We start from the raw sequence: 25,674 nt of genomic DNA on the forward strand, positions 1-25,674 counted from the left end.
GCGGGTCAGGACTGGCGCATGAGGCCCGACTCCCAGGCCCAGGCGGCCACCTCCACCCGGTTGCGGGCCCGGAGCTTCTCCTGGATCTTGCTCAGGTGCGTCTTGACCGTGGACAGGGAGAGGAACAGCCGGCTCGCGATCTCCTGGTTGGTCGCCCCTTGGGCGACCGCGCGGGCCACGTCCAACTCCCGATCGGTCAGCCAGCGACCGCGTTCGCGCTGCGGCGGGGACGGCTGGTGGCCGGAGAGCAGCCGCACCGTGAGTGAGGGCGAAATCAGGCAGTCGCCCGCAGCCGCGGCCCGCACGGCCTCGATCAGCAGGCCGGGTCCGGCGTCCTTGAGGAGGAAGCCGCAGGCGCCCCGGTGCAGCGCGGTCCAGACGTAGTCGTCCTGGTCGAACGTGGTGACCACCACGACCCTGGGCCCGGGCTCCTCCTCCGTCTTCGCGGAGCCGAGCCGCTCCAGCACCTCCAGGCCGTCCAGGCGCGGCATCCGGATGTCGAGCAGCAGCACGTCCGGGTGCAGTTCGGCCACGGCCGACAGCGCCTCGACCCCGTCCGCGACGTCGGCGAGGACGGTGATCCCGGGCTGGGCGGCGAGGATGGCCCGGAAGCCGCCGCGCACCATCTCCTGGTCGTCGGCGACGACCACGGTGATCGCCATTCTGTTCCTCCCGGTTGCGGACGGGTCCTGTCGACCATTGTCCGTCCCGCCCTGATGGGTGGGGTCACGGCGGCGCTCAGGTCGACCGATCGGCCGAGCCGATCCGGCCGGAGGGCCGAGCGCTCAGCCGGCGTTCCGGTCCGCCCGGTCCGTGTTCTGAGCGTCGCTCTTCCCTTCGGGGACGGTCTGCAGGCTGTCGGCGAGCCACTGCTCCACGGCGGCGACGTGCACGGCGGAGGCGGACGCGGCGAGCTGGGGGTCGCGTGACTCCAGCGCGGTGAGGATGGCCTCGTGTTCGCGGTGGACATGCTCGATGGCGCGGCCGACGCGGGTGCCGCGCAGGATGCGGACGCGCTGGGTCTGGGTGGAGAGGATCTCCAGCAGCATGGAGAGGACCGGGTTGGCGACCAGGGCCACCAGGGTGCGGTGGAACTCCATGTCGCAGCGGATGAACTCCTCCACGCCGGTCGCCGTACGGCTGCGCTGGAGGATCTCGCGGAGTGCGGCGAGGTCGTCCTCGGTGACGCGGGCGGTGGCCAGGGCGGTGGCGGGGGGTTCGAGCAGACGCCGGACCTGGAGCAGTTGGAGGGCGGTCTCGCCACTGGAGACGTCGGAGGCGAAGGAGAGGGTCTGCAGCAGCAGATGGGGTTCGAGGCTGGACACGTAGGTGCCGTCGCCCTGCTTGGTGATGAGGATCTGCATGGCCGTCAGTGCGCGGACCGCCTCGCGCAGCGAACTGCGCGAGAGGCCGAGGCGCTGGGCGAGGTCGTCCTCCTTCGGCAGGCGGGTGCCGGGCGCGAACTCGCCGGCGACGATCATGGACTTGATCTTGTCGATCGCGTCGTCGGTCACGGCCATGAAGGTGGGCTCCATCGGGGGGTGGTGGCGGTGTGGTGTCCCTGGCGAGGGTGTGGCGGCGCCAGGGACACCACGTCAGATCAGCGTGGGGGCGCGAGCCTCAGCTGATGTCGAAGCGGTCGACGACGAGGTAGGTGCCGCCGGCCTTGGTGAGGGTGAGGGTGTGGTAGCCGAGGCCCAACCCGCTCGCCGTGTAGAGGGTCTGCTGGGCGTGACGGCTGGAGGCGTTCGCGTTGACACTTCCCTGCGAGGCGCCGTCGAGGGACACGTCGACGGTGCCTTCGTCGGTGTTGGTCTCCGTGACGTAGGAGATGCCGGTGCCGTAGAAGCTGACGGTGACCGAGTCGCCGTCCGTCTCGGCGTAGTGGACGTCGTCGCCGTAGTCGCCGTCACCGCGGTTCGTGGACGCGGTCCAGGAGCCGGTGTACTGCAGGGCGGCGTCGGTGTAGTCGACGGTGCGGGTGATCTCGAAGCCGTCCAGGGTGGTGTAGGTGCCGCTGCGCTTGACGAGCTGGACGGTGTGGCTGCCGGGGGTGAGGCCCTGGACGCTGTAGACGACCTGCTGGGCCTGCTTGGCGGTGGCCGAGGTGTCGACCTGTCCCTGGGAGACGCCGTCGAGGTAGACCTCGATGTTGCCCTGGTCGGGGCTCTTCTCGCCGAGGATCTGGACGCCGGTGCCGGCGAAGGTGTAGCTCGCGGAGTCGCCGTTCGTTGTGGTGTAGTGCACGCCGTCGTCGAAGTCGCCGTAGCCGCGGTTCGCGGAGGCGGACCACGAGCCGGTGTAGGCGATGGTCGGCTCGTCGTCGTCGATCCGGCCGGTCAGTGGCCGGTACTGCCCGCTGGGCCCGGCCGCGGCGATGATGCCCTGTGCGGCGGCGGGCCAGGCGCCGCTGCTGACGATGGTCGCCTGGTTGAAGGTGATGTTGGTTCCGGCGTTGTTGTAGCTGGCGTTGTCCGAGTAGTTGTCGTGGATGTCGATGTCGTGGATCGTCGAGATCCACATGCCGATCCAGTTGCTGCCGCCGAAGCGGGTGACGTTGTCGTAGGTGTCCCAGTACGAGCTGCCCTCGTCCTGGTAGAGCATGTTGTTGGTGTCGTTGCCCTCGGCGACCACGTTGCCGGACAGGACCGAGGTCATCGAGCCGTCGCCGCCGCCCTGGCCGCCGTTGGTGTAGATGGGTCCGCCGTCGTGCAGGGTGCGCATCACGTTGTGGACGGAGTTGCCGGTGATCCGGTTGCCGCCCGCGTAGATCGTGCCGTGGTGGCAGGTGGTGTACTTCAGCGTGCAGGAGGCCCAACCCCAGCCCCAGCCAAGGGAGATGCCGGAGTAGGGGGTGTAGCCGATGTCGTTGTTCGCGATCGACGCGTTGCGGGTGTAGCCGGCCCAGACGCCGACGGCGTCGTGGTAGTCCTGGCCGACGTAGCTGATGCTGTTGTCCGCGACGGTGTCGCCGGTGGTCATCAGGTTGGTCTGGGTCTGGTAGTAGTCGTCGACCTCGCCGAGCGAGACGCCGCCGCCGGAGGTGTCGGTGATGATGCTGCCCGTGACGTTCGAGTTCTGCGTGCCGTCCGCCAGGTCGACGCCGGTACCGCCGAGATGGGTGAAGGTGTCGCGGGTGAAGCTGATGTCGTCGCCGCGGTGCACCTGGACGGCCGCGGGGATGCGGGTCGGGGCGTGGGTGACCGGGTCCCACAGCACGCCGGCCTGGTTGTCCACGTAGCCGGAGGTGGTGGGCTGGTTCCAGGTGTCGTAGGCGAAGGTGACGCCCTGGAAGCTGATGTGCTGCACGGGCGTGACCGTGTCGGGGATGACGGTGAAGCCGTCGATCAGCATGTAGGTGCCCGAGGTCTTGACCAGCTTGACGGTGTGTGAACCCTTGGTCAGGCCGGTCACGGAGACGACGGCCTGCTGGGCGAGCCGGGTGGCGGCGTAGGCGGAGACCGACTGGGTCTTGGTGCCGTCGACGTAGACGTCGATGCCGCCCTCGTCGGGGGCCGCCTCGCTGAGCACCTGCAGACCGGTTCCGGTGAAGGTGTAGCTGACGGAGTCGCCGTTGGTGGTGGTGTAGTGGACGTCGCCGCCCAGGTCGCCGTAGGCGCGGCCGGTGGAGGTGGACCAGGAGCCGGAGTAGGCGGCGTTCGGGTCGGTGTCGTTGACCGGGGCCAGGTGGCCGGGTGTGCCGGAGAGGTCCAGCAGCTCCTGCGCGGTGGGCAGTTCGACGTCGGCGGTGGCCAGGTTCTCGCCGGTGCGGGGGATGTAGTAGAGGTAGCCCGCGTTGCTGTCGAGGTAGAACTGGCCGGGCTGGGTGAGCAGTTGGTAGGCGTTCTCGATCCAGCTGATGCCGGTGAGCTTGAGCACGCCGGCGCCGTTGAACGGGTAGCCCGGGTTCTGCACGTCGGTGTTGTTGTTCGCGAAGCAGGTCGGGTCGACGTTGAGGCTGGAGCCACCGCTGCTGGTCGCGGTGATGCTCTGCAGCGGGCAGCGCATCTGCTTCCAGTCGTTGTCGTCCACTATCTCGATCTGGCTCGGGTTGGTGAACGAGGTGTAGGACGCGTCGCTGGTGGTGAAGGAGGAGCCGGAGAGGGTGAACCCGGAGGGGTTGAGCGCACCGCGCGCCCGCTGTGCGCGGACCCCGTTGACGAACAGCTGGCGGCTCTGCGTGCCAGCGGGTACGGCGGCGCGGTAGATGTTCTTCGAGCTGTCGTAGAGGCTGAAGCCGGTGACCTTCTTCCCGCCGCTGATCACCGGGACCTCGCCCGGGTAGGCGTCCCAGTTGACGGTGTGTCCGCCCGTGCCGGAGTCCTGCGGGCCGAAGGAGAGCGGGGTGGTCTCGGTGTAGGTGCCGCCGCGCAGGTAGACGGTGATGTCGGAACTCATCGAGCCGTCGACGGCGCGGACGGTGCGCTGTGCCCCGGTCAGACTGCACGGTGCGCTGACCGTGCAGGCGCTTCCTGAACCGGTCGGCGAGGCGTAGAGCGTGGTGCCGGTTGCCGCCTGGGCGGTGCCCGGGGGTCCGGCGAAGGCGAGGAGCAGGGTTCCGGCGAGGAGACCGGACAGAGCGGCGACACGACGATGTATCGACATGGCACTCCTGAGGGGGTGGGTGGGGGTGCATCCGGTGGTGCACGCGTGCACCGTGTGCACGTACAGCCGTGGCCCGAAGCGTGGGGGATGTGCTTCGGGCCACGGGGCTCGGTGGTGACGACCTGCTGCGCGACAGCGAGCGGGCTGTCGCGCATCAGGTCGCTACTCCTGCTTCTCGCCGGAGGCGTAGCGGGAGATGATCAGCGCGACGATGATGATCGCGCCGTTGAGGAACTGGTTCCACAGCGGCGGCACGCCCGCCAGCGTCATCACGTTGACGACGAGTTGCAGCGTCAGCACGCCGGTCAGCGCGCCGAACAGGGTGCCCCGGCCGCCGTTCAGGCTGACGCCGCCGATGACGGTGGCGGCGAAGACCTGGAAGATCCAGCCGCTGCCCTGGTCGGCGGAGACCGAGCCGTAGTGGCCGGTGTAGAGGACGCCCGCGAAGGCGGCCAGCAGGCTGCCGAGGATCAGCACCACCCAGGTGATCCGGTCCACCCGGATGCCCGCGGTTCGGGCCGCTTCCGCGTTGCCGCCGATCGCGTACAGCGCCCGGCCGTGGCGCAGCCAGGCCAGCGCCAACCCGCCGACGACGAACAGCAGCAGGCAGATCCACACCGACGCCGGGACGCCCAGCCAGGAGGTCTCGCCCAGGTAGAGGAAGGAGTTCGGGATCTCGACGATCGACTGGCCCTGCGAGATGGCCACCTGCAGGCCGCGCAGCATGGTCAGCCCGCCGAGCGTGACGATGAAGCCGTTGAGGCGAAGCTTGAGGATCAGGAAGCCGTTCACGGCGCCGATCAGCGCGCCGACTAGCAGACAGACCGGGATCGCGGTCCAGGTGGGCAGCAGCCCGAGCCCCGGGAACCGGCCGCCGCCGGCGGGCAGGACCAGCCACATGGCGATGCAGGGGGCCAAGCCGATGGTCGACTCGAGCGAGAGGTCCATCCGGCCGACGATCAGGATCAGCGCCTCGCCCAGCACCAGCAGGCTGAGCTCGGTGGACTGCTGGGCCACCCCGATCAGGTTGGCCGAGGTCAGGAACGCCGGGGAGACGATGAACCCGATCAGACCCAGTACCAGCAGTACCGGGACCAGGGACAGGTCGCGGTAGCGGGCGAGGTCCAGGCGGCGCCGACCGGCGGGGGACGCCGGCGGCTCGGTGGGAGCCGCGGTGGCGACGGCCTCACTCGTGACTGGCATGGCTGGGGTTTCCCTTCGTGTCGTGCATGTCGTACGAGTCGTGCGTGCCGGTCGGGTCCTGCATGCCCTCCGTGCCCTCCATGCCCTCCATGGCGGCGACGAGTTGCTCGTCGCGCCAGCCGGCGGCGAACTCCGCCGCCACCCGGCCGTGGAACATCGCGACGACGCGGTCGCAGGCGCGCAGGTCGTCCAGTTCGTCGGAGACGATCAGCGCGGCGTGGCCCTCGTCGGCCACCTGTCGGAACCGGCCGAGGAGGAACTCCTTGGACTTGATGTCCACTCCGTTGGTGGGCCGGATGGCGACCACCACGTCGGGACGGGTGGCCAGGGCCCGGGCGACGACGACCTTCTGCTGGTTGCCGCCCGACAGGGCGGAGACCGCGGTGGTGGCGTCGGGGGTCTTGATGTCCAGATCCTCGATCATCCGCTGGGCGAAGGCCCTGGTCCGCGACGGGAGCACCGTGCCGTAGGGGCCGAGTTGGTCGGTGACCGTCAGGGTGGCGTTCTCGGCGACGCTGCGGTCCGCGACCAGGCCCTGCAGGTGCCGGTCCTCGGGGACGAATCCGATGCCGGCGGCCAGCGCTGAGGGGATGTCACCCAGCCGCAGCGGCGCGCCCGACAGCTCGATCCGCCCGGTCCGGGGGCGGTGCAGGCCCGCCACGGTCTCGCCGACCTGGACGTTGCCGCTGGCGGTGGCTCCGGCCAGGCCGACCACCTCGCCCGCGCGCAGCTGGAGCGAGACGTCGGTGTAGCAGCCCGGCAGGCTGATTCCGGAGACGTCCAGCAGCTGCCTGTCCCCGGCCGCGCCGCGCTCCGCGGCGGCCACGGCCGGGGCATGCTCCGGGGCACTCTCGCCACTCTCCCCGGTCATGGCCTCGACCAGGGCTTCGTGGCCGAGCTCGGCGACCGGGGCTGTCAGGACGTGGCGGGCGTCGCGGTACACGGTGACGGTGGCGCAGAGGTCGTAGACCTCCTGCAGGTGGTGCGAGATGAAGAGGAAGGCGACGCCCTGCTCCTGCAGTTGGCGCAGCTTGGCGAAGAGCCGGTCGATGCCCCGGGCGTCGAGTTTCGCGGTCGGCTCGTCCAGGATGATGAACCGGGCGCCGAAGGAGAGCGCGCGGGCGATCTCCACGAACTGCCGCTGTTCGACCGTCAGTTCCGCGATGCGCGCGGCGGGGTCGACCTCCACGTTGTACTCGGCGAGCAGTGCCGCGGCGCGGGCGCGCAACGACTTCCACCGGATCGGCCGGAGCGCCCGGCCGCTCTGACGGTTCAGGAAGAGGTTCTCGGCGACCGTCAGTTCGCTGATGACGGTGGAACGCTGGTAGACACAGGCGACCTTCGCGCGCCATGCGTCGGTGTCGCCAGGAGCGGGTGCGGGCTCGCCGGCGAAGCGCAGGGTGCCGGTGTCGGCTTGCTGCATGCCGGTGAGGATGGAGACCAGGGTCGACTTGCCGGCCCCGTTGCGGCCCACCAGGGCGTGGGATTCGCCAGGGGCGATGGAGATCCAGGCCTGGCTGAGGGCTACGGTGGCACCGAACCGCTTGGAGATGCCGGTCGCCTCGACCACGGGGACCGCGCGCGGGGGAGTCTCAGCAGCGGCGCTCGCGGTGTCCGCCATGGTGCCGTCCTTTCTGAGCACTGAGCAGGGAAGGTTGATCCGGTTCACGGCGGGACGTCACGGGGTGCGTGACGTCCGGCCCCCGACGGTCACTGGCTGAGCTGGTTGCCCCACAGGCTCTTGTCGTCCACGTTGGCCTTGGTCACCAACGGTGCGGGCAGCTGGTCCTCCAGGCCGTTGGGTAGTTGGACGATGGTCGAACCGTGGTCGGTCGGACCGGGCTTGAAGGTCTTGCCCTCGACGGCCGCCTCGGCGTAGTAGAGCGCGTACTTGGCGTAGAGGTCGGCGGGCTGGGAGACGGTGGCGTCGATCTCGCCCTTGCGGATCGCGTCGTACTCCTGCGGCACACCGTCGTTGGAGACGATGGCGATGTGGCCCGGGGTGCCGAGCGGCTTGAGCAGGCCCTTGGACTGGAGCAGCGAGAGCGTCGGCTGGAGGTAGATGCTGGCCTGCATGTAGACGCCGTTCAGGTCCGGGTGCTGGGCCAGCAGCGTCTGCAGCTTGCTGGAGCCCACGGCCGGGTCCCAGTTGGTGGCCAGTGGGTAGACGGTGACGCCGGGGAACTGCTGCTGCATGCACGAGGCGAAGGCCTCGGAGCGGTCGCGACCGTTGATCGAGGTCAGGTCGCCTTCGAGGACCGCGACGCTGCCCTTGCCGTTGAGCGCCTTGCCCAGGTACTGGCAGGCCTTGGTGCCGTAGGCGCGGTTGTCGGCGCGCACGACCATGTAGACCTTGCCCGCGTCAGGGCGGGTGTCGACGCTGACCACCGGGATGTTCTTGGCCGCCAGCTGGTTGAGCGTGCTGACGATGGCTCCGGTGTCCTGCGGGGCGATGACCACGGCCTTGGCGCCGGTGCTCTCGAAGACCTGGACGTTGGCGACCAGCTTGGTGATGTCGTTCTGCGAGTTGCTGATCGGCAGGGCGTTGAGCCCGTCCGCGGTGATGTCGCTCTTGACGTACTGCGCGTAGGAGTTCCAGAAGTCCGAGTCGGCGCGCGGCAGGTCGATGCCTATGGCGGGCTTGCCGGCAGCGGAGCCGCTGACGGTGCTGCCGCGGTTGCAGGCGGTCGCGAGCCCGCCCACGAGCAGGGTCACGGCGAGGACCGAGGTCACTCGGGAGGCGCGGAGGGTCATGAGGGTCACTCCAGGTCGGCAGGTAGGGGTTTCATCGGATGACTCTGCCGATGACTCTGCGGATGTTCATCATGGCGGTCAATCCCTTTGACGCAATATCCCTGGTATATCGGGTTCGACCTGCGGTTACGTGTTGCAACAAAATCACGCTGGCGCATCAAAGGTCCGATGACTCCTTGCCGAATGCGCGTCAGGGCTCGTATCGTCCTCACTGCCGGGCCCGTACGCCCTGTTCACGCCTCGTTCCGCTTCCGAGGCCTTCGAGAGGACTCCGACACACGATGAGACTGCTGCGGCTAGGACCCGCCGGGGCCGAGCGCCCGGCCGTGCTGGACGAGAGGGACCGGCTGCTCGACCTGTCCGGGCTGACCCACGACATCGACGGCCGCTTCCTCGCCGCCGACGGCATCGCCCGCGCCCGCGCCGCGATGGAGGCCGACGAGCTGCCCGTGCTCGTCTCCGCCGCACGCGAGTGGCGGGTGGGCGCGCCGGTCGCCCGGCCCGGCAAGGTCGTCTGCATCGGTCTCAACTACCGTGACCACGCGGCCGAGACGGGCGCGGCGATCCCGGAGCGGCCGGTGGTCTTCATGAAGGACCCGGGCACCGTCGTCGGCCCCTACGACGACGTGCTGATCCCGCGCCGCTCGACGAAGACCGACTGGGAGGTCGAACTCGCCGTCGTGATCGGCCGCCGCGCCCGCTACCTCGGCTCCCGCGAGGAGGCAATGGACTGCGTCGCGGGTTACGCGATCAGCAACGACGTCTCCGAGCGCGAGTTCCAGCTGGAGTTCTCCGGACAGTGGGACCTGGGCAAGTCCTGCGAGACCTTCAACCCGCTCGGCCCCTGGCTGGTCACCCCGGACGAGGTCGGCGACCCGTCCGGTCTCGGGTTGCGGCTCTCCGTCGACGGCGTGCAGCGCCAGGACGGCCATACCAAGAACATGATCTTCGACGTCGCCGAGATCGTCCGCTACCTCAGCCAGTACCTGGTGCTGGAGCCCGGCGACGTGGTCAACACCGGCACGCCGGCAGGTGTGGCCCTCGGCCTGCCCGACCACCCCTACCTCCGACCGGGGCAGAGCGTGGAGTTGGAGATCGACCGGCTCGGCCGCCAGCGGCAGACCTTCCGCCAAGCCTGAACCCCTGCCCGGCCTGGGCCCCGTCCTGAGCCCGAGGGCCCCATCCTGAGCCTGAAGAGAGCAAGCATGCCTGGAGCATCCGCGCGGATCACCGCCGTGGACACCTACGACATCCGCTTCCCGACCTCGCGTGAGCTGGACGGGTCGGACGCGATGAACCCCGACCCCGACTACTCCGCCGCCTACCTCGTCCTGCGCACCGACGCGGAGGACGGGCCGGAGGGCCACGGTTTCACCTTCACCATCGGCCGCGGCAACGACGTCCAGGTGGCCGCGATCGACGCGCTGCGCGACCACGTGATCGGACAGTCCGTCAGCGAGCTGTGTGCGGACCCGGGTTCGCTCAGTCGCGAGCTGATCGGCGACAGCCAGCTGCGCTGGCTCGGTCCCGAGAAGGGCGTGATGCACATGGCGATCGGCGCGGTGGTCAACGCGGTGTGGGACCTGGCCGCCAAGCGGGCGGGGCTGCCGCTGTGGCGGTTCCTGGCCGAGGCGGAGCCGGAGTGGCTGGTCTCCCAGATCGACTTCCGCTACCTCACCGACGCGCTCACCCCGGCCGAGGCGCTGGAGTTGCTGACGCGCGCCCGTACCGGGCGCGCGGAGCGCACGGACACCCTCCTGGAACGCGGCTATCCCGCCTACACCACCTCACCCGGCTGGCTCGGCTACAGCGACCAGAAGCTGACCCGGCTGGCCAAGGAGGCACTCGCGGACGGCTTCACCCAGATCAAACTGAAGGTCGGCGCCAACCTGGACGACGACATCCGACGCTGCCGCGCCGCCCGTGCCGCGATCGGCCCCGACGTCCGGATGGCGATCGACGCCAACCAGCGCTGGGACGTGGCCGAGGCGATCGCCTGGACCAGGGCGCTCGCCGAGTTCGACCCGTACTGGATCGAGGAACCGACCAGCCCGGACGACGTACTCGGCCACGCCGCGATCCGCCAGGCCGTGGCCCCGGTCAAGGTGGCCACCGGCGAGCACGTGCAGAACCGCATCGTCTTCAAGCAGCTCCTCCAGGCCGGCGCGATCGACGTCCTCCAGCTGGACGCGGCCCGCGTCGGCGGGGTCAACGAGAACCTGGCCATCCTGCTGCTGGCCGCCAAGTTCGGCGTCCCGGTCTGCCCGCACGCGGGCGGCGTGGGCCTGTGCGAACTGGTCCAGCATCTGTCGATGTTCGACTACGTCGCTCTCTCCGGGACCACCGAGGACCGGGTCGTCGAGTACGTCGACCATCTCCATGACCACTTCCTCGAACCCACGGTCATCCAGGAAGGGCACTACCGGGCGCCGCGGGCACCCGGCTTCTCCGCCCAGATGCACCAGGCGTCCATCGACACCTACACCTATCCGCACGGCACCTTCTGGGCCGCCGACCTCGCCACCATCACACCTGGGACGGTGAACGCATGAGCGATCTTCAGGGCCTGCGGGCCATCGTGACGGGCGGCGCCTCCGGCATCGGCCTGGCCACGGCCCGGCTGCTGGCCGACCGCGGCGCCGAGGTGGCCGTGCTCGACCTCGACCCGGACGCCGCCCCGAAGCCGCTGCACGGCTTCGCCGCCGACGTCAGCGACGACACCTCCGTTCGCGCCGCCGTCACGGCGGCCGTCGAGGCGCTGGGTGGCCTGGACATCCTGGTCAACAACGCCGGCATCGGCGCGGCCGGCACCGTGGAGGACAACCCGGACGAGCAGTGGCACCGCGTCCTCGACGTCAACGTGCTCGGGATCGTCCGCACCACCCGCGCCGCGCTGCCGCACCTGCGGCTGTCCGCCCATGCCGCGATCGTCAACACCTGCTCCATCGCCGCCACCGCCGGGCTGCCGCAGCGGGCGCTGTATTCGGCGAGCAAGGGCGCGGTGCTCTCACTCACCCTGGCCATGGCCGCCGACCACGTCCGCGAGGGCATCCGGGTCAACTGCGTCAATCCGGGCACCGTCGACACCCCCTGGGTCGGTCGCCTGCTCGACGCCGCGCCCGACCCGGCCGCCGAGCGCGCCGCACTGAACGCCCGTCAGCCGCACGGCCGACTCGTGGCCGCCGACGAGGTCGCCGCCGCCATCGCCTACCTGGCGAGCCCGCTGGCCGGGTCGACCACCGGCACCTCGATCGCCGTCGACGGCGGCATGGCCGGACTGCGCCTGCGACCTGTGGAAGGCTGATCCAGGTGAACCCCCTGCAACGGCGCACCCTAGGCCGCTCGACGGTACCGGTCACCACCCTCTCCCTCGGCGCGGCTGCGCTCGGCAACCTCTTCACCGAGGTCTCCGACGAGGCGGCAGCGGAGACGGTCGACGCGGCGTGGGAGTCGGGCGTCCGCTACTTCGACACCGCACCCCACTACGGCCTCGGCCTGTCCGAACGCCGGCTGGGTGCGGCCCTGCGCAGTCGGCCACGCGACGAGTACACGCTCTCCACCAAGATCGGCCGCCTGCTCCGCCCGACCGGCGAGAACTCCAGCGAGAACTCCGGCGACGACCTCGCCAACGGCTTCGCCGTTCCGGCCACCCACCGGCGGGTCTGGGACTTCAGCGCCTACGGCGTGCGGTCCTCGATCGAGGACAGCCTGACCCGGCTGGGCCTGGACCGGATCGACATCGCCTACCTGCACGACCCGGACGACCACGCGAAGCAGGCCTTCGGCTCCGCCTACCCGGAGCTGGAGCGGCTGCGCGGCGAGGGGATCATCGGCGCGATCGGCGCCGGCATGAACCAGACGCGGATGCTGGACCGCTTCGTGCGCGAGACCGACGTCGACGTGGTGCTGCTCGCGGGACGCTACTCGCTGCTGGACCAGACCGGCTTGACGTATCTGCTCCCCGAGGCCGCCCGGCGCGGCGTCTCGGTGGTGGTGGGCGGCGTGTTCAACTCCGGCCTGCTGGCCGACCCGAGACCCGGGGCGACCTTCGACTACGCGCCCGCCGCCCAGGACCTGCTGGACCGGGCGCTGCGGATCAAGGCGCAGTGCCAGGAGTTCGGCGTGCCGCTGCGCGCGGCTGCGATCCAGTTCCCCTTCGGGCACCCGGCCGTCGCGTCCGTGCTCGTGGGCGCGCGGAGTGCGTCCGAGGCCGCCGACGCCGCCGCCATGGCGCGCCACGACATCCCGGCGGAGCTGTGGCACCGGCTGCGTGAGGCGGGCCTGCTGCCCTGGGACGCGCCGCTGCCCACCGCAGACCGGACGAAGGGGGGGAGCTGATGCGCATCGCGCTCTTCATCACCTGTTTCAACGACACGATGTTCCCGCAGACCGGCAAGGCCGTCGTCGCGGTGCTGGAGCGGCTCGGCCACACGGTCGAGTTCCCGTTCGCGCAGACCTGTTGCGGCCAGATGCACTTCAACACCGGCTACCGCCCGGAGGCGATGCCGCTGGTGCGCGGGTTCGCGCGGGCCTTCGCCGCGTACGACGCCGTGATCACCCCCTCGGCGTCCTGCGCCGGGATGGTCAGGGAGAACCACCCGGTGCTCGCCGAGCAGTACGGGGATCGCGCCCTGCGTGCGCAGGTGGCCGAAGTCGCGCCGCGGGTGTACGAGTTCGCCGAGTTCCTGGTCGACCGGCTCGGGGTGACCGACGTCGGCGCGTACTTCCCGCACCGGGTCACCTACCACCCGACCTGCCACTCGCTGCGCGGTCTGCACCTGGGCGACAAGCCGCTGCGGCTGCTGCGCGCGGTGCGCGGCATCGACCTGGTCGAGCTCCCGGCCGCCGACTCCTGCTGCGGCTTCGGCGGCACCTTCGCGCTGAAGAACGCCGAGACGTCGACCGCGATGCTCGGCGACAAGATGCGCAACGTCGTCAGTACGGGCGCGGACGTGCTCTGCGCGGCCGACAACTCCTGCCTGATGCATATCGGCGGCGGTCTCTCCCGGCTGCGGACCGGCATCGGGACGCTGCACCTCGCCGAGATCCTCGCCTCGACCGAAGGGGACGCACGGTGAGCTCCGATACCGGGACGAACGTGGTCTGGCTGGGCAGTCCCGGCTTTCCCGAAGCGGCCCACACGGCCCTGGCCGACCCGCAGTTGCGCCGCAACCTGCGCAAGGCCACCACGACGATCCGCGACAAGCGGCTCAGCGTCACCGCCGAACTCGACGACTGGGAGCAGCTGCGCGAGGCCGGCGCCGCGCTCAAGCTGCGGACGCTCCGTCATCTCGACTCCTATCTACTGCAGTTGGAGGAGTCCGTCAGCAAGGCGGGCGGCCTGGTCCACTGGGCGGCCGACGCCGCCGAGGCCAACCGGATCGTCACCGAACTCGTCCGCGCCACCGGGCAGTCGGAGGTGGTCAAGGTCAAGTCCATGGCCACGCAGGAGATCGGCCTCAACGAGGCGCTGGAAGCGGCCGGTATCCGTGCCTACGAGACCGACCTGGCCGAGCTGATCGTCCAGCTCGGCGACGACCGTCCCTCGCACATCCTGGTCCCGGCCATCCACCGCAACCGGGCCGAGATCCGGGAGATCTTCCGGCAGCAGATGGCCGAATGGGGCCGTCCCGCACCCGAGGACCTGACCGACGACCCGCGCGCCCTGGCCGAGGCGGCCCGGCTGCACCTGCGCGAGAAGTTCCTGCGCGCCAAGGTCGCCGTCTCCGGCGCGAACTTCGCCATCGCCGAGACCGGGACGGTCGGCGTGGTCGAGTCCGAGGGCAACGGCCGGATGTGCCTGACCCTGCCCGAGACGCTGATCACGGTGATGGGCATCGAGAAGGTGCTGCCCAAGTGGCAGGACCTGGAGGTGTTCCTGCAGTTGCTGCCGCGCTCCTCCACCGGCGAGCGGATGAACCCCTACACGTCCACCTGGCGGGGCGTCACCCTCGGCGACGGGCCGCAGACCTTCCACCTGGTCCTGCTCGACAACGGCCGCACCGCAACCCTGTCCGACACCGTCGGCCGCCAGGCGCTGGGCTGCATCCGCTGCTCCGCCTGCCTCAATGTCTGCCCGGTCTACGAGCGGACCGGCGGCCACGCCTACGGCTCGGTCTATCCGGGCCCGATCGGCGCGATCCTCACCCCGCAACTGGTCGGCGTCGACCACGCGGAGACGCTTCCGTTCGCCTCCACCCTCTGCGGGGCCTGTTACGAGGCGTGCCCCGTGAAGATCAACATCCCGGAAGTGCTCACCCACCTCCGCGCCGAGGTTGTCGAAGCCAAGCGCGCCAAGCGCCGCACCCCCACTGCCGAGGCCCTCGCCATGAAGGCCGCCACCGCCGTCCTGGCCAACCCCGACCGCCTCGCCGCGGCCCAGCGCGCCGCCTCGCTCGGCGGTCGCGTGCTCGGGCGCAAGGGCGTCATCGGCCCCCTGCCGGGCCCGCTGCACGGCTGGACCGACGCGCGCGACACCCCCGCACCACCCGCCGAGTCCTTCCGCGGCTGGTGGAAGCGGACCAAGAACCAGGGAGGCAACCCCGATGAGCGCCCGTGACACCGTGCTGCAGCGCATCCGCACCGCGTTGGCCGATGTCCCTGACAGCGAGGCTCCCGAGGACGTCGAGGTGGAGCGGGCCTACCGCCGCAGCCATGCCGACGGCGACCTGGTCGCCCTCTTCGCCGAGCGGGTCGCCGACTACCGCGCCCACGTCGTCCGGGCCACGGCGGCCGACGCCGCCCGGACGGTCGCGGAGCTGCTGGGTGAGCGCGACGTGACCAGCCTCGTCGTACCGCCCGGCTTCCCCGACGACCTGCTGCCACAGGGCGACTCCTGGCAGCTTCTCCGCGACGACGAGCCCCTGTCCGTCGCCGAGTTGGAGGCCGCGGACGCCGTCCTGACCACGGCGGCGGCAGGTATCGCGGTCACCGGCACGATCGTCCTGGACGCCGGTCTCGGCCAGGGCCGCCGGGTACTCACTCTGCTGCCCGACTACCACCTCTGCGTCGTCCGCGCCGACCAGATCGTCGGCGACGTCCCCGACGCGATCACCGTGCTGGACCCCGCCCGGCCGCTGACCTTCGTCTCCGGCCCATCCGCCACCAGCGACATCGAGCTCGACCGCGTCGAAGGCGTGCACGGACAGCGCACCCTGCACGTGTTGGTCATCACCGAGGAGCAAGCGTGAGAGTCGCCCTGCACACCCGCGTCCGCGCCGACCGGATCGCCGAATACGAACAGGCCCACCGGGAAGTGCCGGAGGAGCTCACCGCCGCCATCCGCGCGGCCGGGGCGACCCAGTGGACCATCTGGCGCAGCGGCACGGACCTCTTCCACCTGCTGGAGGTCGACGACTATCCGGCACTCATCGCCGAGCTGGGGAAACTGCCCGTCAACACCGCCTGGCAGGCCCGGATGGGCGAGCTGCTGGAGGTCGCCCACGACTACTCCGCAGGCGGGGCGGACGCCCCCCTCCCCGTGGTCTGGCAGCTGTGACCACGCCCGCGTCGCGGGTCATCGACGCCCACCACCACGTCTGGGACCTCACCGTCCGCGACCAGGACTGGATCACCGGACCCGAACTCGCCCCGCTGCGACGCAACTTCGACCTCGACGAGTTGCGGCCCCAGGCGCAGGCGGCCGGGGTGGACGCCACGATCGTGGTCCAGACCGTCTGCGTTCCCGAGGAGACCCCCGAGCTCCTCGCCCTGGCCGCGGGCGACCCGCTGGTCGCGGGCGTCGTCGGGTGGGTCGATCTGACCGCGCCGGACGTCGCGGACGCGCTTGCCGTGCTACGCGAAGGCCCCGGTGGCACGCACCTGGTCGGCATCCGCCACCAGGTGCAGGGGGAGCCCGATCCGGAGTGGCTGCTCCGCGCCGACGTCCGCCGCGGTCTGCTCGCGGTCTCGGCGGCGGGACTGGCCTACGACCTGGTGATCAGACCCGAGCAGCTGCCTGCCGCGACTGCGGCGGCAGCCGGGCTTCCCACGGTCACCTTCGTGCTCGACCACCTCGGCAAGCCGCCGATCGCACAGTCGGAACCGGAGCCGTGGGCCCGCCGACTGCGTGCGTTCGCCGCGCTCCCGAACACCGTCGCCAAGGTCTCCGGCCTGCCCACCGAGGCGGACTGGAACACCTGGACGACTGCCCAGCTGCGTCCTTGGACGGACACCGCACTGGATGCCTTCGGGCCGCAGCGGCTCCTGTTCGGCTCCGACTGGCCCGTGTGCGTCCTCGCCGCCGACTACGCCCGCGTGGTGCGCGCCGCCAGGGAGCTGACGGCGGCACTCTCGCCCGCAGAGTCCGCAGCCGTGTTCGGAGGCAACGCCGCACGCGTCTACCGGCTCGGCGGCTGAGGCCTGGGACGAACGGCCGATCGACCGAGGGAAACCGGCCGATCGGCCGATCGGCCGGCCGTGGCGGCCCTCCTAGGCTCTCTTGGAGAGACGCGCAACGTCGATGACGTAAGGACAGGAGGTGCTTCCATGCTCGCCCTGCAGCATCTGCGCATCCTGCAGGCCGTGGCTCACGAGGGTTCGCTCTCGGGCGCGGCGCGCCGGCTGCACTACAGCCAGCCCACCATCACCTACCATCTGGCAGGCCTGGAGCGGTACTTCCAAGTCCGACTCGTCGAACGCGGCTCCCGCGGAGCCGCCCTGACCGAGGCCGGTGTCGTGCTGCTGCCGCACGCCGAAGCCGTGCTCGAGACGCTGCGGAAGGCCGAGCGGGACGTCGCGGCCGTGGGGTCCGGCCGTCACGAGCCATAGAAGAGTTCTGTAGCACCCATTGACTGGCGTGTGCCGGGATCCGGGCTCCGACGCGCCGACGTCGCCGGGCGGGGCCCGTACGCGCAGGTGGGAGTGGGTGGCGGTCGAGTGATTCTGCTGCGTGGAAGCACTGATGTGGGATCAGCTGTGGGTCGGCCATGCAGATCAGGGGGTTGACACCCGGTATTGGTCCAGACCAAATTATGCGCACCCCACACGACCCGCTCGCCCCCAGGAGTGTGCATGTCCGTGCGCGTCACCCCCACCGGTTCCGCCCCCGCACCCAGGCCGGTCCGCAGCCGCCGAGCCACCGCGCTCACCGCGGCCGCAACCCTCGTCGCGGCCGGAGCCCTCTCGCTTGTCACCACCACCGGCGGGGCCTCGGCGGCCACCACCAACCTGCTCAGCAACCCCGGCTTCGAGACCGGCAGTCTCAGCGGCTGGACCTGCGGCAGCCTGGACGGCGTCGTCAGCTCGCCCGTGCACAGCGGCAGCTACGCGCTCAAGGTGGCGGCTTCCTCCTCCGACGACGCCCAGTGTTCGCAGACCGTGGCGGTGCAACCCGGCACCACCTACAGCCTCACCGGCTGGGTCGAGGGCGCGTACGCCTACCTCGGCGTCACCGGCTCGGGGACCACGGACACCAGCTCCTGGACGGCGTCCGCCCCCTCCTGGACCCAGCTGACCGACACCTTCACCACCGGCGCCTCGACCACCTCGGTCCAGATCTACGTGCACGGTTGGTACGGCGAGGGCACCGTCGACGCGGATGACCTCGCGCTGACGGCAGGCGTCAACTCCACCAGCAGCGCCTCAGCTTCGGCCTCACCCTCGGCGTCCGCCTCGGCCAGCGCCTCCGCGTCGGCCAGCGCCTCACCGACTGCAACCGGTACCGGATCGCCCTCCGGGAGTCTCGGTGCCTTCGCGCCGTACACCGACCTGTCGGCATGGCCGACCTTCGATCTGGCCTCCGGGGCGACCACCGAAGGCACCAAGTACTTCAACCTCGCCTTCATCACCGACGGCGGCTCCTGTACCCCCGAGTGGGGAGGCACCACCGCGATCACCGACTCGGCCACCACCGCGAACATCGCCGGTCTGCGCGCGCTGGGCGGGGACGTGCGCGTCTCCTTCGGCGGTCAGAGCGGCACGGAGCTGGCCCTCGACTGCGGCAGCGCCAGCGCGCTCGCCGCGGCCTACCAGCAGGTGATCAACCAGTACTCGCTCAAATACGTCGACTTCGACGTCGAGGGCGCGGCCATCAGCGACACGGCGTCCATCGACCGACGCAACCAGGCCATCGCCATCCTGGAGCAGAACAACCCCGGCTTGAAGGTCTCCTACACCCTGCCGGTACTCCCGACCGGTCTGACCGCCGAAGGCGTCAACGTACTGACCAGCGCGAAGAACAACGGCGCGAGCATCGCCGCGGTCAACATCATGGCTATGGACTACGGCCCCTCGTTCTCCAGCGACATGGGCCAGGACGCCGTGGACGCCGCCACCGCCACCCAGGCGCAGATCAAGTCCGTGTGGACCACGTTGACGGACGCCCAGGCCTGGTCGGAGGTCGCCGTCACGCCCATGATCGGCCTCAACGACGACACCAGCGAGACCTTCACCGTCGCCGATGCCACGACGCTGGTCGACTTCGCCGCGTCCAAGCACCTGGCCTGGCTCTCCTTCTGGTCTGCGGGGCGTGACCGGCAGTGTTCGGCGGGCGCGGTGACCTACACGGACCCGGGCTGCTCCTCGATCCTGCAGAGCCCCGGCGCGTTCGGGCAGGCCATGTCCGCCTACACGGGCTGACCGAGCTCGCGCGCACGAGGCGGTCCGGCCACGGAGGCCGGGCCGCCCGTCGCGCGTCCCGGGTCCTGGGGTCAAGGACGGGGATCAGGCAGAGGTGGATCGCCGGCGGGCGTGATATCGACCGTGCGGCCTCGATCCGTCGTGAGCCGGACGAGCGCCGCGGCGTCTTCCGGAGGCCTTGTCGAGCCCCGGCGGAAGTGCCGCGACAGAACTCCCTGCCGCCCCTCCTGGGGCGGAAGGGATCGGCTTTTCGGCCGATCCCTTCCGCCATTTCGGCCGATCCCCTCGCCCCCGGGCCCGGCCTAGGCTCGGAAGGCGGTCACACGTTCCCCGTTGTCGACGGCAAGGAGCCCCTCGTGCTCATGCTTCACCATCTGCGGATCCTTCCGGCCGTGGCGGCTGAAGGGTCCCTCTCCGCCGCTGCGCGCCGACTGCACTACTCCCAGCCGACGATCAGCTACCACCTGGCCCGGATGGAACGGTACTTCGGGGCCAGGCTGGTGGACCGTGGCGTACGTGGGGCGGAGCTCACCGAAGCCGGCTCGGTGCTGCTGCCCCACGCCGAAGCCATGCTCAGGCAACTGGCCCGGGCAGAAAGGGACGTCGCGTCGGTCACGTAGCGGGTCGGCGATCGAGCCCGGAGTCCCGTGCCGCCGGTTCCGTTCGGCGGGGCCGCCCGCGGCGGGACTGGGCTCGGAGAGCCGGTAGGCCTCCGGCACGGAACCGGTCCAGCCAGGCGCAGACCACGCGGGGGGAGATGCCCAGGGCCGCAGACACCGCATGCGGACTGCGCGTCTCGCCCAGGAGGACGATCCGAGCTCGCAGCGCCAGCCCTCGCTCGGCGGGGCGGGACAGCGTCCAGGCTTCGAGCCAGGACCGGTCCTGTGGGCTCAGTGAGTAGCTGAACGGAGGGGACTGCCGATTCTCCGATGTCGGGTGCGCACCGTGGGCGAGTGTGGACGGGTCCGCGTTCCCGGTGGCCACGGTCATGGAGGACCGGGCGAGTGAGTGCCCGTCGTCGTCGACGATGTGGCGCAGCACCGTGATCGTCCCGGGATGCGATGACGAGCGGGGGGCCTGGTCGAGGAAGCGGACGACCCGGCCTTGCCCCCGCAGCCAGCGGTAGAGATCGACGAGATCGACGCCGATCCCCAGCTCACCCGTTGTGCTGGGTTCACCCAGTCCACTGGGCCAGTGCTGCGTCCACATCATGCGGAGCGCGGACCGCAGGGTGGAGAGCTGTGGCAGCACTTCCGGCAGGTCGGGCGCGAGGTACGTCCGCGTGTTCTGCAGTATCTCTCCATGAGGGCCGTGGACGCGGTGGTCGTGTACCAGCGTCGTGACGCCTGGGGCGGCACCGAGGTCCTGGGCGGGTTCCTCAGGCAGGAGCGCTTCGCGCAGCGTCCCGCTGACGGCCGTGTCGACGACGGCCTCGGCGCGCAGCAGCCTGCCGGGGAAGTCCCTTTCGTCGGCAACCCTGTGGACTGTGCCAGGTGCGCGCTTGAGGACGAACGTGCCCAGCCGGTCACGCTGTACCCAGCCCTCGTTCTGGAGGAGTGAGACTGCGGCGCGGACGGTCTGGCGTGTGACCTGGTAGGCGCCGGCCAGGTCGCGTTCGGAGGGTAGGTCGAGTCCGGGCGCCGGATGACCAGCACGGATCTTCTCCTTGAGGTCGCGAGAGATGGTGCGGGCGGTGACCGCTGTATCGGTCGGGTACGTGAGCATGCCGAGGAGACCCCCCACAGGTCGTAGTCGAGACGCTACTTGTCGTGTCCCCTCAGTCTAGTCATTGGTCTGTACCAATCCAGTGCCACTGCTGCGGATTCACAGATTCCGGGGGCGGTCCGGACGCCCGTACCGGTGCGGGGCGTGAGTCCCCGTCGGGAGACGGCGATGCCCGGTCGACGCGGCTGCCGGATGGACGAGCTCGCGAGGGCGCCGCGGTGGACTTCACCATCCGGGTGGCCATGGAAGTTCTCTATGGGGCCGGGCATCCCTGCCTCCCTGTGTGGGGGCGGCTCCAGAGGCTCTATCAGGCCTCGGGACGAGGTTCGCCGTCCGTTCTCCGTGAGGTCAGTTCTCAGGAAACTTCCAGTGAAGTCCCAGGGAAGGGTTTGACCGGCGGGATCGGGCGAGGCCAATTTACCTGCACGGGTCAGGGGTTCGGTGCGACCCTCGCGTCCGGACGGCGCGGCTCAGGACCCTTGCGCAGCCGAACTCTCAGCCGCATGGCAGGACGGTTCCTGGCATTCGACTGATGACAGAAAGACATCTTGTGGGACAGATCAATCAGCTCGCCTACGGCTGGGTGACTCCCGTCATCGCCTACATCAGCGCCTGCTCCGGCTCCGCCATCGCGCTGCGCAGCGTGCGGTGGGCCCTGGCAAGTGACCACCGGCGCAGGCCCTACTGGTTGGCCGTCGGGTCTGTCGCCCTGGGGTCGGGCATCTGGACCATGCACTTCGTGGCCATGCTGGGATTCGCCGTGTCGGGCATGGACATCCGGTACGAGGTGTCACAGACCGTACTGAGTCTGCTGGTTGCCATCGTGATGGTCGCCGTCGGCATCTTCGTCGTCGGCTACGGTCGACGACGCGGCCTGCGCATCGTGCTCGGTGGCCTGACGACCGGGCTTGGCGTCGCCGGTATGCACTACCTCGGCATGGACGCGATCCGGATGCAGGCCCAGATGGTCTACAACAGCCAGACCGTGGGCATCTCGGTCCTCATTGCCGTCGCCGCGGCCACGGCCGCACTCTGGGCCACCGTCAATGTGCAGGGCACGGCATCGGTGGTGGGCGCAGCCCTGATCATGGGCGTGGCCGTGTGTGCCATGCATTACACAGGCATGGCCGCGGTCAGCGTGAAGATGACGGACGGCGGCGCCGCCATAGCTCCGCAGGGAGCTGCTCTCCCGGAGTTCGTCGTTCCCCTGCTCCTTGGCTTCGGGCTCCTGGTCTTCTTCACCTTCATCTCCTTCGACTACGCGCCGAGTTTCACCGCAGGGACCACTGCGCCGACTCGGCCCTCGGCCGACGGGGACCCAGCCGTCCAGGGCGACACGCTCGGCAGATCGTCGGCGGAGCCGGAGATCTGGGGAACGCCGGGTGTTCGGCCTGACCGGGACTCGGTCGCCGATGGACCCTTCACCACCCCGCCGCCCGGAGGCCGGGTCGAGGACTGGTGACAGCGGAGGCTCGGCCGCGAGCCGCCCTGCGTACGCACAGGATTGGGCTCAGACGACGGACACCCGGTCGAGGCTGTGCCTCGCATCTGGGCCCGGGCAGCGCGCCTCCTCGACCCTGACCGCGCGTCAGTGGCCCGCAGTAGGCAGTGGGGCGAGTGTCAGAGTCTGGCCTCGTCCCTGGTGGGCTCGAAGAGTTCGATCGGGTTTCCCGAGGGGTCTTCGGCGCTCGCCTGGTTGCCCCCCACGCCGTGGATGATCCCGCCGCGGAACCGCACCCCAGCACCGCGCAGCCGGGCGACGAGGTCTTCAAGGTGGTCGACTTCGAGGGCGAACCGATTCCAGCCGCCCGGCGTCGGCATGGTGCCGTCGGGCATGGCCTGCCCGCCGCCGGGGCCGGCACCCGGGGAGGAGAGCACGAGCCGCAGATCCCCAAGGGCGAGCATCGCGAAGGCCGGTGCCGGATGCATCACCTCGGTGAAGCCGAGCTCTCCGGTGTAGAAGGCGATGGCTTCGTCCACGTCGTGAACGATGTAACGGACGCTCACGGTGGCCATAAGCCCTCCGGACGCTCGAATAAGATGCGCATTTCCCGTCAAATAGGAACGTATCACCCCGGTAGCCGGTCGGCTTCCCCCGGCGCTCCGGTGACCGGTGCCGACGATGTGCGGGTCGCCCGCAGGAACATCGAGCGCTTCTCGGGCGACGCGAACCAGGCGATCGCCCACGCGGTCATGGATGTGGCGCGACGCGGGCCCTACCGGGCGGTCAGGCGATGGGTTCCCGGCGCGAGCGAGCTCACGAAGGCCTGGGCCGACTCCGCAGCCCGCCCCGATCGCGCGCCACCGGGGCTGGCGTGGCCGATGCGGTTCCAGGGGCTGATCGGTCCTGGTGCCGAGGGCGGGCAAGGCTCTGGGACGGCTCAGAATGCGGCCCGCTTCAGGCTCGGACTTCGCGCGGGATCTTGTCGTGCCGGTAGTCGAGCATCTAGCATCCTCGACCAGTGAATCGATTCGACGAATCGATTCGACGTGGAAGAGGACACCGTGGTCACCATCAAGGACGTCGCCGTCCGCGCAGGCGTCGCGCCGAGCACTGTCTCGTACGTGCTGAGCGGCTCCCGGAAGATCTCCGACGACACACGCCGGGCCGTCCAGGCAGCGATCGACGAGCTCGGCTACCACCCGCGCGCCAGCGCTCGCTCGCTGCGCAGCAGCCGCACCAATGTCCTGGCGCTCGCGCTGCCGCGCGCGCCCGGTGGCTACCACCGGGCGGTGGACGGCCGGTTCGCGATCGAGATCAGCGACGCCGCACGTGCCCTTGGCTACGGTGTCCTGCTGATGACCGACCAGGACGGCGTATCGGCCCTGCGCAGAGTCGCCGGCAGCGGGCTCGCCGACGGCGCGATCCTCATGGCGGTGGAGATGGATGATCCGCGCATCGACGTGGTGCGCGAGATCGGGTTTCCGACGGCGTTGCTGGGCAGCACGTCGGAGGGGGCCGGGCTGCCGTGGACCGACCTGGACTGGGAGGCCGCCGCAGCGCTCGCGGTCCAGGAGGCGGCCACGGCCGGCCACCGCAACATCGCCTACCTCGCCACCACTGAGGACGAGATCACGGCCCGCCGCGGCTACGCAGTGAGGGGTGTGGCAGGGGCCCGCCGGGGCTCGCGCGAAACCGGCGCCCACGTCACCGTCCATCACTCCACCGCCGACATGGCGCAACTCAACCTGCGGGTCCGCGCCCTGCTGACCGCCGCCGACGCCCCCACCGCGCTCGTGGTCCAGCACGTGTCGGTGTTGCCGCACATCCTCGCCGCCTGTGCGGCGGTCGGCCGCCGTGTCCCAGAGGACCTGTGGGTCGTCGCAGTCGGGAACCTCCCGGACGACGTCGGTGGGCACGAACTGCCCCGGATCGAACTGCCCGTCTCCGAGGTGGCCGGAGAGGTGACCCGACTGGCCGTGCAGGCGATCACCGAAGGCGCCTCCGGGGACCAGGTGCCCTACCGGTTGATTCCCCCCGTGCTGCTCCCCGGTCGCGCCACCTGACCCGGCTACCTCCGATCTCTCTTCGTCCGCCTGTTCCAGAGCCGCAACCGAACGGAGAGCTCCACCATGCATGTCCTTCATGGGCGCATACGTCTGCCCGCGCTCGCGCTCGCTCTCGCCGCCCTTCCGGCGTCACTCGGACTCAGCGGGTGCGCGAGCAGCGCCGATCCGAACACCCTGATCATCCTCAACTCCGCGACCGAGCCCCACGAAGCCGCAGACCAGCAACGGCTGTTCGACCAGTGCGCCGGGCCGCTCGGCCTGAAGGTCGTCCAGGAGAGCGTGCCGGCCGACCAGGTGCCGTCCAAGGCGCTGCGGATGGCGTCGTCGCATTCCCTCCCCGACATCCTCGACCTCGACGGCTCGGATCTGCCGACATTCGCAGCCATCGGCGGGCTGCAACCGCTCAAGCCACTGGGAGTCACCTTCTCCGACCAGTCCGCGAGCGCGCTGGCGATGGGCAGCTACCAGGGCACCCAGTACGGGATCGCCCGTGCCGTCGACTCGCTCGGCCTGATGTACAACACCGACCTGTTGGAGAAGGCGGGCATCGCTCCGCCCACGACCTGGGACGAACTGAAGCGGGACGCGAAGCTGCTCACCCACGGCCACACCTATGGCATGGCGTTCAGTGCGACGCCGAACGCGGACGGCGTCTTCCAGTTCCTCCCCTTCTTCTGGTCCGCAGGGGGCAACGAGGCCCACCTGGGCGACGGCGCAGGTGCCCCCGCACTCCAGTTGTGGAAGGACCTGGTCGACGACGGCTCGGCGTCAGGCGCTGTGGTCACCTGGAACCAACAGGACATCAACGACCAGTTCGTCGCGGGGAATGCGGCGATGATGATCAACGGGCCGTGGCAGGTGCCGGTACTCGGATCGGTCAGGACCCTCCACTGGGCCGTCGCACCGATTCCCGTGCCGAAGGCCGGTGATCCGGTCGTACCCCCGCTCGGCGGCACCGTGATGACCATCCCGCGTACGGGGGACCTCGCGAAGGAGAAGGCCGCAGCAAAGGTGCTCGACTGTCTCAACACCGCGAGGAACCAGCTGGCGTGGGGTGAGTCCGAGTACTACATCCCGACCCGCGCCGACGCCGCGGCTCAGTACGAGAAGGACAACCCGCAGCTCGCCGGATTCGTCTCGGAGATCCCGACAGCCCGCACCCGTGTCGAGCGCGTCGGAGAGAACTGGCCGACCGTCGAGACCGCCCTGGGGTCGGCTTTCCAGGACGTCATCACCGGCAAGTCCACGCCGCAGCAGGCGCTGCAACAGGCACAGGCACAAGTGAAGGCAGGGAGTTGA

The 25,674-nt window shown here is 70.2% G+C and carries 23 protein-coding genes; 15 read left to right on the plus strand and 8 right to left on the minus strand.

Annotation, left to right across the window (positions count from 1 at the left end):
• Positions 1-5: 5 nt before the first annotated feature.
• The 6 genes from ABH928_RS16630 to ABH928_RS16655 form a co-directional block, all read right to left on the minus strand.
• Positions 6-662 carry a response regulator gene (locus tag ABH928_RS16630; protein ID WP_370066952.1) on the minus strand — a complete coding sequence of 219 codons (657 nt, stop codon included), beginning with the start codon at positions 660-662 and terminating at the stop codon, positions 6-8.
• A 123-nt stretch (positions 663-785) separates the two neighbouring features.
• Positions 786-1,520, minus strand: coding sequence for a FadR/GntR family transcriptional regulator (locus tag ABH928_RS16635; protein WP_370067119.1), 735 nt, complete (start codon positions 1,518-1,520; stop codon positions 786-788).
• 100 nt (positions 1,521-1,620) lie between these two features.
• Entirely contained in the window at positions 1,621-4,605 is a 2,985-nt protein-coding gene (locus tag ABH928_RS16640; protein ID WP_370066954.1) for a hypothetical protein, read from the minus strand.
• Between the two features lie 162 nt (positions 4,606-4,767).
• A complete protein-coding gene (locus tag ABH928_RS16645; protein WP_370066956.1) occupies positions 4,768-5,808 on the minus strand; it encodes an ABC transporter permease in 1,041 nt (346 codons plus the stop codon).
• Positions 5,792-7,429, minus strand: a complete 1,638-nt coding sequence (locus ABH928_RS16650; RefSeq protein ID WP_370066958.1) for a sugar ABC transporter ATP-binding protein — start codon at positions 7,427-7,429, stop codon at positions 5,792-5,794. Before ABH928_RS16650 ends, ABH928_RS16645 begins: the two co-directional genes overlap by 17 nt.
• Before the next feature lie 89 nt (positions 7,430-7,518).
• The gene (locus tag ABH928_RS16655; RefSeq protein WP_370066960.1) at positions 7,519-8,562 is read right to left on the minus strand and encodes a sugar ABC transporter substrate-binding protein; all 1,044 of its coding nucleotides are present in this window, start codon (positions 8,560-8,562) and stop codon (positions 7,519-7,521) included.
• A gap of 281 nt (positions 8,563-8,843) precedes the next feature.
• Here ABH928_RS16655 and ABH928_RS16660 point away from each other — a divergent pair, with 281 nt between their 5' ends.
• The 12 genes from ABH928_RS16660 (at position 8,844) to ABH928_RS16715 (ending at position 19,760) form a co-directional block, all read left to right on the plus strand.
• A complete protein-coding gene (locus tag ABH928_RS16660) occupies positions 8,844-9,701 on the plus strand; it encodes a fumarylacetoacetate hydrolase family protein (RefSeq protein WP_370066962.1) in 858 nt (285 codons plus the stop codon).
• Positions 9,702-9,767: 66 nt separating this feature from the next.
• Positions 9,768-11,114, plus strand: coding sequence for an L-fuconate dehydratase (locus tag ABH928_RS16665; RefSeq protein ID WP_370066964.1), 1,347 nt, complete (start codon positions 9,768-9,770; stop codon positions 11,112-11,114).
• Complete coding sequence (locus ABH928_RS16670; protein ID WP_370066966.1) at positions 11,111-11,866, plus strand: SDR family NAD(P)-dependent oxidoreductase; 756 nt, start codon at positions 11,111-11,113, stop codon at positions 11,864-11,866. The genes ABH928_RS16665 and ABH928_RS16670 overlap by 4 nt, the downstream gene beginning before the upstream one ends.
• Before the next feature lie 14 nt (positions 11,867-11,880).
• On the plus strand, positions 11,881-12,900 hold the full coding sequence (locus ABH928_RS16675) for an aldo/keto reductase (protein WP_370067121.1): 1,020 nt from the start codon (positions 11,881-11,883) through the stop codon (positions 12,898-12,900).
• Entirely contained in the window at positions 12,900-13,640 is a 741-nt protein-coding gene (locus tag ABH928_RS16680) for a (Fe-S)-binding protein (protein ID WP_370066968.1), read from the plus strand. The genes ABH928_RS16675 and ABH928_RS16680 overlap by 1 nt, the downstream gene beginning before the upstream one ends.
• On the plus strand, positions 13,637-15,121 hold the full coding sequence (locus ABH928_RS16685; protein WP_370066970.1) for a LutB/LldF family L-lactate oxidation iron-sulfur protein: 1,485 nt from the start codon (positions 13,637-13,639) through the stop codon (positions 15,119-15,121). Before ABH928_RS16680 ends, ABH928_RS16685 begins: the two co-directional genes overlap by 4 nt.
• On the plus strand, positions 15,108-15,752 hold the full coding sequence (locus tag ABH928_RS16690) for a lactate utilization protein C (protein WP_370066972.1): 645 nt from the start codon (positions 15,108-15,110) through the stop codon (positions 15,750-15,752). Before ABH928_RS16685 ends, ABH928_RS16690 begins: the two co-directional genes overlap by 14 nt.
• The gene (locus ABH928_RS16695) at positions 15,749-16,060 is read left to right on the plus strand and encodes an L-rhamnose mutarotase (protein ID WP_370066974.1); all 312 of its coding nucleotides are present in this window, start codon (positions 15,749-15,751) and stop codon (positions 16,058-16,060) included. The genes ABH928_RS16690 and ABH928_RS16695 overlap by 4 nt, the downstream gene beginning before the upstream one ends.
• Entirely contained in the window at positions 16,057-16,920 is an 864-nt protein-coding gene (locus tag ABH928_RS16700; RefSeq protein WP_370066976.1) for an amidohydrolase, read from the plus strand. Before ABH928_RS16695 ends, ABH928_RS16700 begins: the two co-directional genes overlap by 4 nt.
• Positions 16,921-17,049: 129 nt before the next feature.
• The gene (locus ABH928_RS16705) at positions 17,050-17,331 is read left to right on the plus strand and encodes a LysR family transcriptional regulator (RefSeq protein WP_370066978.1); all 282 of its coding nucleotides are present in this window, start codon (positions 17,050-17,052) and stop codon (positions 17,329-17,331) included.
• A gap of 243 nt (positions 17,332-17,574) precedes the next feature.
• Positions 17,575-19,140, plus strand: coding sequence for a carbohydrate binding domain-containing protein (locus ABH928_RS16710; RefSeq protein ID WP_370066980.1), 1,566 nt, complete (start codon positions 17,575-17,577; stop codon positions 19,138-19,140).
• A gap of 362 nt (positions 19,141-19,502) precedes the next feature.
• Entirely contained in the window at positions 19,503-19,760 is a 258-nt protein-coding gene (locus tag ABH928_RS16715) for a LysR family transcriptional regulator (protein WP_370067123.1), read from the plus strand.
• On the opposite strand, the gene ABH928_RS16720 is transcribed toward ABH928_RS16715, so the two are convergent.
• Positions 19,753-20,865: a GntR family transcriptional regulator gene (locus ABH928_RS16720; RefSeq protein WP_370066982.1), complete on the minus strand. Its 1,113-nt coding sequence runs from the start codon at positions 20,863-20,865 to the stop codon at positions 19,753-19,755. The genes ABH928_RS16715 and ABH928_RS16720 overlap by 8 nt on opposite strands.
• 550 nt (positions 20,866-21,415) lie before the next feature.
• Between ABH928_RS16720 and ABH928_RS16725 the strand changes: the two genes are divergently transcribed.
• The gene (locus ABH928_RS16725; protein WP_370066984.1) at positions 21,416-22,327 is read left to right on the plus strand and encodes an MHYT domain-containing protein; all 912 of its coding nucleotides are present in this window, start codon (positions 21,416-21,418) and stop codon (positions 22,325-22,327) included.
• A 158-nt stretch (positions 22,328-22,485) separates the two neighbouring features.
• Here ABH928_RS16725 and ABH928_RS16730 read toward each other — a convergent pair whose 3' ends face one another.
• Positions 22,486-22,881, minus strand: a complete 396-nt coding sequence (locus tag ABH928_RS16730; RefSeq protein ID WP_370066986.1) for a VOC family protein — start codon at positions 22,879-22,881, stop codon at positions 22,486-22,488.
• 474 nt (positions 22,882-23,355) lie between these two features.
• Here ABH928_RS16730 and ABH928_RS16735 point away from each other — a divergent pair, with 474 nt between their 5' ends.
• Both ABH928_RS16735 and ABH928_RS16740 read left to right on the plus strand, forming a co-directional pair.
• On the plus strand, positions 23,356-24,372 hold the full coding sequence (locus ABH928_RS16735) for a LacI family DNA-binding transcriptional regulator (protein WP_370066988.1): 1,017 nt from the start codon (positions 23,356-23,358) through the stop codon (positions 24,370-24,372).
• A 66-nt stretch (positions 24,373-24,438) separates the two neighbouring features.
• On the plus strand, positions 24,439-25,674 hold the full coding sequence (locus tag ABH928_RS16740; protein WP_370066990.1) for a sugar ABC transporter substrate-binding protein: 1,236 nt from the start codon (positions 24,439-24,441) through the stop codon (positions 25,672-25,674).

It is taken from the genome of Streptacidiphilus sp. MAP5-3, assembly GCF_041262505.1.
In the GTDB taxonomy this organism is placed as follows: Bacteria; Actinomycetota; Actinomycetes; order Streptomycetales; family Streptomycetaceae; genus Streptacidiphilus.

Coding starts and splice junctions, on each gene's coding strand:
- ABH928_RS16630 (WP_370066952.1), bottom strand. CDS start 662: ATGGCGATCACCGTGGTCGTCGCCGACGACCAGGAGATGGTGCGCGGC.
- ABH928_RS16635 (WP_370067119.1), bottom strand. CDS start 1,520: ATGGCCGTGACCGACGACGCGATCGACAAGATCAAGTCCATGATCGTC.
- ABH928_RS16640 (WP_370066954.1), bottom strand. CDS start 4,605: ATGTCGATACATCGTCGTGTCGCCGCTCTGTCCGGTCTCCTCGCCGGA.
- ABH928_RS16645 (WP_370066956.1), bottom strand. CDS start 5,808: ATGCCAGTCACGAGTGAGGCCGTCGCCACCGCGGCTCCCACCGAGCCG.
- ABH928_RS16650 (WP_370066958.1), bottom strand. CDS start 7,429: ATGGCGGACACCGCGAGCGCCGCTGCTGAGACTCCCCCGCGCGCGGTC.
- ABH928_RS16655 (WP_370066960.1), bottom strand. CDS start 8,562: ATGACCCTCCGCGCCTCCCGAGTGACCTCGGTCCTCGCCGTGACCCTG.
- ABH928_RS16660 (WP_370066962.1), top strand. CDS start 8,844: ATGAGACTGCTGCGGCTAGGACCCGCCGGGGCCGAGCGCCCGGCCGTG.
- ABH928_RS16665 (WP_370066964.1), top strand. CDS start 9,768: ATGCCTGGAGCATCCGCGCGGATCACCGCCGTGGACACCTACGACATC.
- ABH928_RS16670 (WP_370066966.1), top strand. CDS start 11,111: ATGAGCGATCTTCAGGGCCTGCGGGCCATCGTGACGGGCGGCGCCTCC.
- ABH928_RS16680 (WP_370066968.1), top strand. CDS start 12,900: ATGCGCATCGCGCTCTTCATCACCTGTTTCAACGACACGATGTTCCCG.
- ABH928_RS16690 (WP_370066972.1), top strand. CDS start 15,108: ATGAGCGCCCGTGACACCGTGCTGCAGCGCATCCGCACCGCGTTGGCC.
- ABH928_RS16705 (WP_370066978.1), top strand. CDS start 17,050: ATGCTCGCCCTGCAGCATCTGCGCATCCTGCAGGCCGTGGCTCACGAG.
- ABH928_RS16710 (WP_370066980.1), top strand. CDS start 17,575: ATGTCCGTGCGCGTCACCCCCACCGGTTCCGCCCCCGCACCCAGGCCG.
- ABH928_RS16715 (WP_370067123.1), top strand. CDS start 19,503: ATGCTTCACCATCTGCGGATCCTTCCGGCCGTGGCGGCTGAAGGGTCC.
- ABH928_RS16720 (WP_370066982.1), bottom strand. CDS start 20,865: ATGCTCACGTACCCGACCGATACAGCGGTCACCGCCCGCACCATCTCT.
- ABH928_RS16730 (WP_370066986.1), bottom strand. CDS start 22,881: ATGGCCACCGTGAGCGTCCGTTACATCGTTCACGACGTGGACGAAGCC.
- ABH928_RS16740 (WP_370066990.1), top strand. CDS start 24,439: ATGCATGTCCTTCATGGGCGCATACGTCTGCCCGCGCTCGCGCTCGCT.